7 protein-coding genes are annotated in these 5,422 nt (G+C 50.1%); 3 read left to right on the top strand and 4 right to left on the bottom strand.

All coding sequences use genetic code 11. The features are described 5' to 3' along the window. A partial coding sequence (locus QCH34_RS05950; protein ID WP_300331651.1) for a TfuA-like protein occupies positions 1–473 on the bottom strand: 473 nt, incomplete at its 3' end. Beyond that, a complete protein-coding gene (locus tag QCH34_RS05945) occupies positions 430–1,647 on the bottom strand; it encodes a YcaO-related McrA-glycine thioamidation protein (RefSeq protein WP_300331646.1) in 1,218 nt (405 codons plus the stop codon). The genes QCH34_RS05950 and QCH34_RS05945, both read right to left, overlap by 44 nt. 104 nt (positions 1,648–1,751) lie before the next feature. On the opposite strand from QCH34_RS05945, the gene QCH34_RS05940 reads away from it, so the two are divergent. From QCH34_RS05940 to QCH34_RS05930, 3 genes are all read left to right on the top strand, one after another. Continuing rightward, on the top strand, positions 1,752–2,477 hold the full coding sequence (locus QCH34_RS05940; protein WP_300331642.1) for a heparan-alpha-glucosaminide N-acetyltransferase: 726 nt from the start codon (positions 1,752–1,754) through the stop codon (positions 2,475–2,477). Positions 2,478–2,541: 64 nt separating this feature from the next. Beyond that, the gene (locus QCH34_RS05935; protein ID WP_300331638.1) at positions 2,542–4,041 is read left to right on the top strand and encodes a methanogenesis marker 14 protein; all 1,500 of its coding nucleotides are present in this window, start codon (positions 2,542–2,544) and stop codon (positions 4,039–4,041) included. A 3-nt stretch (positions 4,042–4,044) separates the two neighbouring features. Further along, a complete protein-coding gene (locus QCH34_RS05930; RefSeq protein ID WP_300331635.1) occupies positions 4,045–4,275 on the top strand; it encodes a hypothetical protein in 231 nt (76 codons plus the stop codon). Here the strand turns inward: QCH34_RS05930 and argF are convergent. Beyond that, the gene (gene argF, locus QCH34_RS05925; protein WP_300331654.1) at positions 4,268–5,191 is read right to left on the bottom strand and encodes an ornithine carbamoyltransferase; all 924 of its coding nucleotides are present in this window, start codon (positions 5,189–5,191) and stop codon (positions 4,268–4,270) included. The genes QCH34_RS05930 and argF overlap by 8 nt on opposite strands. Continuing rightward, positions 5,182–5,422: phosphoribosylglycinamide synthetase C domain-containing protein (locus tag QCH34_RS05920; protein ID WP_300331632.1), on the bottom strand; the 241-nt coding region annotated here is incomplete at its 5' end. The genes argF and QCH34_RS05920, both read right to left, overlap by 10 nt.

Genomic DNA, 5,422 nt, shown 5'->3' with positions numbered 1-5,422 from the left:
GCAGTCCTGATAAGAAGAGCCTCCACATCTTCTGAGATAACACCATCTTTTCTGGCATGTCGAAGCGTACACCGGATATTAACAAGGGGGTCAGAGAGGGGAGTCAATGTTTCGGGATCGAAGACAAGGGCCACCTCATCATCAGAGACGAGTGTTCCATTCCGGTACAGTGAATAGATGACACCAACCCCCTCCATTCCAAGGGAATCCAGTTCTGCTGCCCTGAGCGCCCCCATGCTTGATGCACCAATCACGAAAATTCCACTCCGGAGAAGAGAGAGGATCTCGCGATGGCCTACAGCAGAATCCTGAAAGAAGTACCCGTCAATGATACAGACGAGTGATACTTCAGATCCGAAAATGGCATTTAGATCCCCGCGCCTGATCGGGGGGAGGAAGGTGGCATCCGGACAGAGTGCCCGTGCTTCCTCATGAGGAAGACTTGGGCCGAGGTAAACGACTGCGCCGTGCATTCTTACACCGATCTCCTATCCGTTCCTGATCCATTGCAAATACTTCAAGGCCGGGAACTACCACCCTGACAACGGGAATGCCGATCCCGGGCCGCGTCAGATCAGAGACGATAACCCGGTCAAATCCTGCTGAGATGATGCGATCACAGACATGCCTGATATCGGTGAGGAGATCATCACTTCTATAGCCGGGTATTCTTTCAAAAGGAATAGTACCATTTTCCCGGAACCAGTAGCCATTCAGCCTTTTGGTCCGTTCATACCCAATCTGCCTTCTCATATCGGCAACCACCGTATCCTCGCGGGCACCATGAATCTGGGTGAGGCGGCTCTGGGCAACCTCGGTCAATGCGCGAAGAAGCGCGATCTCCGGTGTGGTATGGGTGCCCATGCCCGTGACAAGAAGCGCCGGATCGCAGAGGGTAGTATCATCTGCAACAGCGGCGCATGTCGGAATCCCAATATCGCTTGTAATATCCCTCAGGATCAGGTCAATTCCTTCACGAGAGAAGCGATTGATAATCTCCAGGCTGAAAGGATCCGTTATGTCGACGATCCGGTTCCCGGTATAGCGGGTTGCCTCAACAAGTGACCATGCATCCCGTTCGATAACTTCCAGCAGTCCATGGATAATCGCCTCTTCCAGAGTGTTGCCGGATGCAATTCCATTCGTGTTTGTCCGGTGAAGGGGAGGATAGCTATGAGATAGGGGGTGGTATACGGCATGTGCCGGTAGAAGCACCTCCTCGTTATTGATGATATCATACCCGGTTGCCCAGGGTATTAGTGCTTCCCTGTCTGAACCTGCCGGAAGGATCAGATCGATTGGATCAATGGCAGGTAAGTCCCGTGAGATCTCAGAGTATCGTCCAACAATCACCGGATCGGAATGCATCTCGGCAGAACACCGTTCGATCCCTTCCATGATGGCAGAGACCCGTGCAGCAACTGGCGTTGCTCCTTTCCCATTGTAGACTGATATTGCTCCCCCCTCGGCAGTAGGCCTGATGCAGGAGAAGACAGGTATTCCAAGGCGATCAAGACCTGTAATATCCGCCACCCGCGTGATACCAGCCTGTGGAAGGAGGGGTTCAATCCGTTCAAGGGTTGACTCGGGAGATACAGCCCGGTGTGTTTCGATCATATACCCTTTCGGGCAGCTTTTCAACTGCATCTGAATCTGATAGATCTTATCCCCTCAGATACTTACTACCTTTGCATTATGAAACGCAATCAATCTGACAGAATATATATGATCACGGCAAGAGATCAGAGCTGATGAGCAAGCCGCATGGAACAAAACGGGATGATCTTCTTGATGCTGCCCGTGGAGTATCTCTCATCGCTATGATCGTATACCATATCATCTTCGATCTGAGTTATTTTGGAATCATACAGGTTGACCCGTTCTTTCGCTACATGGCATATCCGATCGCCGGTTCATTCATCTTCATCGCCGGGATCTCTCTCCACCTAAAAGCTCAATCAATCGGGATACAGGCCGATTACAGAGCTTCTGCCTCTCCATTCATCTCACGCGGCATAAAAATCCTCGGTATTGCAGCAGGAATAACAATTATCACCTGGATCTATCCCCATGATGGATTCATTGTTTTTGGGATCCTCCATCTCATAGGAATCTCCACCATACTCGCGATCCTGTTTCTACCTCTGGGAAGATGGAATATCCTTCCGGCTGGCATAATTATTCTCATCTGGTTGCTCTTCTTTCCTCTCTATGGACCTGCGTACCTGATCCCACTTGGCATCTATCCACACGGCTTCTACACACTGGATTATGAGCCGCTCATACCATGGTTCTCCCTGATCCTGTTGGGAATAGCAGCAGGAACATTCCGGTATTCCAAAAAGGCAAAAAAACAACGGGATAACAGATTTGTGAGTCTCCTGGCTGTTCCCGGACGAAATTCGCTTCTTATCTATCTCATTCACCAGCCGATCATCATTGGATTTCTTGTTCTGATCGGGCAGGCAGGGATCTGATAGCCTGCATTTTTTCAGGAGAGAAACAGAAAGGTTAATTGTTCTGTCTTGAGAATCGATTAGTATGTGCGCCGGTTTTTTGAAGGGTTTCTTTGGGAAGAAACCTCACATGGTCTACAGCCCGCCTCCACCTTCAATATCCCACGGTGCTGGCATGCAGATACCAGAATATAAGAACAAACCATATTTCATCGTCGCTTCTGTTGAGATGGGCAATACCACTACAAAATGTATCCTGACAGGAACCAGCCTTGAAACCGGTTTATGCTATGTTATAAACAAGACAGTGAGCATGAGCCGGGATGTCCGTCCCCCAAAGCCCGGAGAGGAGATCTTTGGAAAGACACTGGACGGAACCGAACTGACACGGGAATCGGTGACCGAACTTGTACGGAATACGCTGATCCAGTGCCATCGTGAGGCAAAACTCGATATCAAAAATGACCTTGACTTTGTGGTACGGAGCACCGGGGTTGTTGCGGCAATGGAATCCCCCGATCAGGTAGGTGACTTCGTTATCGCGCTTGCGAATGGTTGTCTGGATGCCGGCGTGCCCCCGCGAAAGATGACCCCGCCGATGTCAATTGATAATCTCCCAAAAAAACTGAAGGATCACAGCTTCGCTGACCGCCTCGTCTTTACCGGTGCTGTTGCAGGAGTTGTTCCACCGGTTGGTAGCACCGGAGTGGAAATGGTGGCAAACGAGATGGAAGGAGAGCTTGCCATGGCAGGCATAAAAGAAGGGGCAAAATGGACTCCGGTTGATTTTCGGAATCCCTGCATCTCACTTGATTTTGGAACAACGCTTGACGGAAGAATAACCGGCGATGTGCCACACGATGCTGATAACCCCTTTGCAAAAACAATCGGCAATTTCTGTGGCCTTGCCGGAGCCATTCCCGATGCGATCGTCAGGGGAACCGGTCTTGTTGAAGGAAGGACCGGCACCGCACTAGATGTTTTTGGCGAAGGGAACGGAGGGGGAAGTTTCTCTTTTGGAAGGCACAGGAAGGTAGTATCCGACTATGTGGATCTCTGTAATCAATATATTGATATCAGGATAGTTCCCCCGGATCGAAAGCGTTTTGGACGTGTTCCTGTTTATGCCGATGTCGCAGCGGAATCTGGTGTGGCACTTATCGGATGCGATTGCGGTGTTGACGGAGATGGGATCGACAACCTCAAAAAGATTGGTGCGGAGATCTATGAGAAACACAGATTATCTGTAGTCACAGAGGTTATCGATCGCGTCTGTGCAAGCATGGCTCTCAGGATGATTGATGTCTGCAATGAACGACATTTCATACCAGGGAATGCATCAATCGGTTTTACCGGAAGAGCAGCGATATCGGGGAAAAAACCCGAATATATCCTTGAGGGGATCATCGATCGAGAACTGTTTGCAGATCCAATCGATCACATTGTTTTCGTGGACGATGGGCTTGCTCGCGGTGCTGCACTGATGGGACGCTGTATGAATTCGCTCGGTAAACCGAAAAATCCCCTGGGCGGCGTCCGTGGAGGGGGCTGTATCATGGGTAGAAGAATAAAGATTGGGAGATAAAGTATGGAAGAAGCAGAGTTATTTGATCTGGTGATCCCACCGGGAGTACCGAGAAGCATTATCCGCTCGGTATTGGAGAATTATAATGTCGAACTGGTGCCGCATAAAACCCGCCTGGCTTTTGCGAATATGGATGGGGACGAACGTGAACTACTGGCATTCAGGGGAGAAAGAGAAGAGGTTGAACGCGTTGAGGCGTTCATGTTTGAAGAACTGAAAAAATTTATCAATTAATCTTTTTTTCCGCGCCAAAAATCGAGAGCAGAAGTGCTTTTTGTGCATGGAGGCGGTTTTCAGCCTGATCCCAGACAGCACTCCGGGGTCCGTCCAGAAGTTCATCGGTGATCTCACAGCCGCGATGTGCCGGGAGACAGTGAAGAACGATACATTCGGGAGATGCGCGCTTCAGCAGTTCTGCATTCACCTGATATCCCATAAATGATGCAAGACGTTCTTTCTCTTCAGCCTCCTGACCCATCGATATCCAGGTATCTGTATAGACTGCATCGGCACCCTCGGCCGCTTCAAGAGGACTCTCACACAATCTCACAGAGCCTTCGGCTTCGGCACGGCGGATGCACTCGCTATCGGGTTCGTAGCCTGGAGGAACAGCCACAGAGACATTCATTCCGGTCCTGATTGATGAAAGGATCAGTGAGTTGCAGACATTGTTTCCATCCCCCACCCATGCAACATTCAGCCCTGATAAGCGGCCAAACTGTTCCTTTAAGGTCATCAGATCCGCCAGAATCTGGCATGGGTGTTCCCTGTCTGAAAGGCCGTTAATGACCGGTATCGCAGAAGACGCAGAAAATGCCTCAATTGAGCTGTGGGTATGTGCGCGGATCATGACTGCCGAGAGATATCGTGAGAGAACACGCGCAGTATCACCGATGGCCTCACCGCGATCCAGCTGCATATCCCGTGGGTTGAGGTACAGGGCAGATCCTCCAAGTTCAAACATCCCGACTTCAAATGAGATCCGTGTTCTGGTCGATGACTTCTCAAAGATCATACCGAGTGTTTTTCCAGAGAGGTGAGGATGAGGGATATTCTGTCGACGCTCTTCTTTCAGCCGGATTGCATCTTCAATGATCGTCGATATATCTTCAGACGAGAGATCCAGAATAGAGAGTACATTCATCGCAATTCCTTCATATGATGTATACGATCCGAGAGAATGGTTTCCTTTCCAATATCCGTCCTGTACCTGATATTTCCCCGGACAGAAGATGCCGCAGCCTCAGCTGATCTCTCTGCATCTGCCAGGTTCTCTCCGACCCCGACAAAGGCAAGTGAACGGGACGAGCGGGTGAAGACGGATCCGTTCTTCTCCTCGACATTGGCATAATAGAGGAGGGCACCATGATCTCCTGAAAGC

The sequence above is a fragment of the Methanocalculus sp. genome (assembly GCF_029762515.1).
In the GTDB taxonomy this organism is placed as follows: domain Archaea; phylum Halobacteriota; class Methanomicrobia; order Methanomicrobiales; family Methanocorpusculaceae; genus Methanocalculus.
This window is presented reverse-complemented; position numbering and strand designations above follow the sequence as displayed.

What these genes read in the sequence shown, in the direction of transcription:
- QCH34_RS05945 (WP_300331646.1), bottom strand. Translation starts at nt 1,647, where the DNA reads ATGCAGTTGAAAAGCTGCCCGAAAGGGTATATGATCGAAACACACCGG.
- QCH34_RS05940 (WP_300331642.1), top strand. Translation starts at nt 1,752, where the DNA reads ATGAGCAAGCCGCATGGAACAAAACGGGATGATCTTCTTGATGCTGCC.
- QCH34_RS05935 (WP_300331638.1), top strand. Translation starts at nt 2,542, where the DNA reads ATGTGCGCCGGTTTTTTGAAGGGTTTCTTTGGGAAGAAACCTCACATG.
- QCH34_RS05930 (WP_300331635.1), top strand. Translation starts at nt 4,045, where the DNA reads ATGGAAGAAGCAGAGTTATTTGATCTGGTGATCCCACCGGGAGTACCG.